The organism is Arthrobacter sp. Hiyo1, from assembly GCF_001263615.2.
Lineage (GTDB): Bacteria > Actinomycetota > Actinomycetes > Actinomycetales > Micrococcaceae > Arthrobacter.
In genome coordinates, this window is the sequence record NZ_DF952473.1 from 167,752 (window position 1) to 170,649 (window position 2,898).

A 2,898-nucleotide genomic window follows, 5' to 3' on the forward strand; every position below is an offset into this window, starting at 1 on the left:
GCCGCGGCTTCGAGCCCGAGCCCCAGTCCGCCGTCGGACTCCGGGACGAAGATCTTCAGGTATCCCGCCGCGGCGAGCTCCTCAAGATCCTCGTGGAAGAACGAGTTGTTCTGGTCGTACCCCGCTGCGCGGTCCCGGATGCGACGGAGCATCTCGTCCGGCAGGATCTCTTCGGGGGTCAAGGCGTTCTCCCTAGTAGTTGCTGAGCAGGGTGTTGAGCACCCTGGACCCGAACTTGAGCGAATCGGCAGGAACGCGTTCGTCGACCCCGTGGAACATGCCAGTGAAGTCGAGTTCCTCCGGGAGCATCAACGGGGCGAATCCGTAGCCCGTGATGCCGATCTTGCTGAGCGACTTGTTGTCGGTGCCGCCGGACAAGGTGTAGGGCAGCACTTTGGCGCCGGGGTCTTCCGAGTGCAAGGCATCGATCATGGCGTCGACCAGGTTGCCGGCAAACGGCACTTCCAGGGACACGTCTTTGTTGACGTAGCTGACCTCCACGCCGTCTCCGGCGAGTTTCTTGACGGTTTCGAAGACCATCTCCTGCTGGCCGGGGAGCGTGCGGCAGTCCACCAGCGCTTCGGCCGATTCGGGGATGACGTTGTGCTTGTATCCGGAGCTCAGCAGCGTGGGGTTCGAGGTGTTTTGAAGGGTGGCTCCGACGAAGCGGGCGACCGTGCCGAGTTCCTTCAGCAGGGCCTCGGGATTGTCCGGATCGAACTCGACGCCGGTCAGTTCCGTCACGCCGTCGAGGAACTGACGGGTAGTGGGGGTCAGCTCAATCGGCCAGGGGTATTCGCCGATCCTCGTGACTGCCCCGGCCAGGCGGGTGATCGCGTTGTCGGTGTTGATTTGCGAGCCGTGCCCGGCACGGCCGTGCGCCACAAGGCGCAGCCAGGAAAGTCCCTTCTCCGCGGTCTGCAGCAGGTAGGTGCGCTGGCCCCCGATGGTGGCCGAGAACCCACCTACCTCGGAGATCGCTTCCGTTGCGCCGTCGAAGAGTTCCCTGCGATGCTCGACGGCGTAGCGCGCGCCGTGGTTGCCCCCGGCTTCCTCGTCGGCGAAGAAGGCAAAGATGATGTCGCGCTTGGGCTTGCGTCCCGTCCGGGCGAAGTCACGCATGACCGCGAGGATCATGGCGTCCATGTCCTTCATGTCCACGGCGCCGCGTCCCCAGATGAGTCCATCCTTGAGTTCGCCGCTGAAGGGATCCACGGACCACTGGTCCTTGAGCGCCGGAACCACGTCGAGGTGGCCGTGCACCACCAGGGCGCCGGCCGAGGGGTCCTCCCCGGCCATGCGCGTGACAACATTGGCCCGGCCCGGAGCCGACTCGAAGATTTCCGCGTCCAATCCAACTTCATTAATAAGCGCCGCCGTGTATTCCGCTGCGGCGCGTTCGCCAGGACCGGAATCGTCACCGAAGTTCGAGGTGTCTATGCGGATGAGTTCCTGGCAGATCCGGACTACTTCGTCCTCGGGTCGGATATCAGTCATGGAACTCTCCTTGCTGGCTGGGATGGACGTACTCCGGCGGGAAGGCAGATGGTGCGGACGCTCCCCGCGCGCTTCCCCCAGCCTACCCACCGCATGCCCGTTTGGCCGCGCGCTTTCCCGCGTTTTGGCGCGGATTGGCGAGGCCCAATTGCCGTTGACAGCGCCGTCTCGAGCTCCGGTTTTTTTATTTCCCAGAAACCGTGTTAGAGTTTTTCTCGCTGCTTCGGAGGAAAGAGAAGCGCCGAGAGGCGCAGAACGAACGCTCCGAACACCACCTGCGCGGGTGGCGGAATGGCAGACGCGCTAGCTTGAGGTGCTAGTCCTCGAAAGGGGGTGGGGGTTCAAGTCCCCTCCGCGCACAATTGCAAGGCCTGGAATTCTGAGAATTCCAGGCCTTGTTTGTTTAACCTGAATTTGCCTTTTCGGACGCTAATGCGGCGTTCATCACATTTATTAAATTGCATTACTGGGAATTCACCACCGGCAATGAATCCGCCGTCGAACCCGGCTCCGCGACCCGGCTCTGAATCCGGCTCCGTCAGGCGCGACGACGGCGGCCGCCCGCGTGGGTGACCGCCGTCGTCGTAGCTCTTGTTGGACCTGGACCGTGACCCTGAAGCTTGCGCCTGAACCTGGAACCCCGAAACCGGCGCCCTACAGCGCCGTCACGGATCCGCTGAAGTGCCTCCTGCCGCTTCGCGGGTTCCAGGCCACGTAGTCCGAACGCTCCCACGAGCCTGACGCGGAGTGGACCGTGCCGATTTCCAGGGCCACCCGCGCCGGAAGGAACACCGGCGCTCGAAGTTCACGTCCCACCGGAACGCTTCCGACTTCACCGAGCCCACGTCAGCCAAGCCCGGGACGCAAGGTACATGCCGTGCGCGATCGACCGCGGCAGGCCCAACGCCTTGGCCGAGAGCAGGCTCAAGTGGATCGGATTGAAGTCCCCGGATACGGCGGCGTACAGGCGGCCGGTATCCACTCCGAGCTGCCAGACGGCGGTTGGTGCGGGCGCCCTGAACTCCGGTGGAGCGGCGGCCGCGGCGGCCTTGTCGACTCCCGGAAGGAAGACCCCCTTGGCGAGGTACGTCGAGACGCCGCGCCAGAGCAAGGCCCCGCCGTTGCTTGACCGGACTTCGGCGACGACGTCCAGCTGGGTTCCAGCCCTGTGGCCGCGCATGTGCTCTGCCCAGGACCGGACGTCGAGCGGCTCACTGAACTGGACTGCCCGCAATTGCTCCACATGGTTCTTCAAATGGATCATCCCCAGCAAGGGAAGCGGGAAGTCGTCCCGGTTAAGCACGCTCATGGCAACCGGGAACGCAAGGGCATGGATGAAGCCCGCCGGCAGTGCGTCACTCGCTGTCTCGCCGATCAGGTGCTGGTAGGCGGTGAGGTTCG

The 2,898-nt window shown here is 64.1% G+C and carries 2 protein-coding genes, 1 tRNA gene and 1 pseudogene; 1 reads left to right on the top strand and 3 read right to left on the bottom strand.

Annotation, left to right across the window (positions count from 1 at the left end):
* On the bottom strand, window positions 1-182 hold a 182-nt coding region (locus tag AHiyo1_RS16250; RefSeq protein ID WP_148667631.1), incomplete at its 3' end, for an acyl-CoA dehydrogenase family protein.
* Window positions 183-192: 10 nt separating this feature from the next.
* Window positions 193-1,497 carry a M20/M25/M40 family metallo-hydrolase gene (locus tag AHiyo1_RS16255; protein WP_059389243.1) on the bottom strand — a complete coding sequence of 435 codons (1,305 nt, stop codon included), beginning with the start codon at window positions 1,495-1,497 and terminating at the stop codon, window positions 193-195.
* Window positions 1,498-1,773: 276 nt separating this feature from the next.
* On the opposite strand from AHiyo1_RS16255, the gene AHiyo1_RS16260 reads away from it, so the two are divergent.
* A tRNA-Leu gene (locus AHiyo1_RS16260) sits at window positions 1,774-1,857 on the top strand.
* A 294-nt stretch (window positions 1,858-2,151) separates the two neighbouring features.
* Here the strand turns inward: AHiyo1_RS16260 and AHiyo1_RS16265 are convergent.
* Window positions 2,152-2,898, bottom strand: a pseudogene (locus AHiyo1_RS16265) (MaoC family dehydratase); the annotation flags it as partial.

Coding starts and splice junctions, on each gene's coding strand:
- AHiyo1_RS16255 (WP_059389243.1), bottom strand. CDS start 1,497: ATGACTGATATCCGACCCGAGGACGAAGTAGTCCGGATCTGCCAGGAA.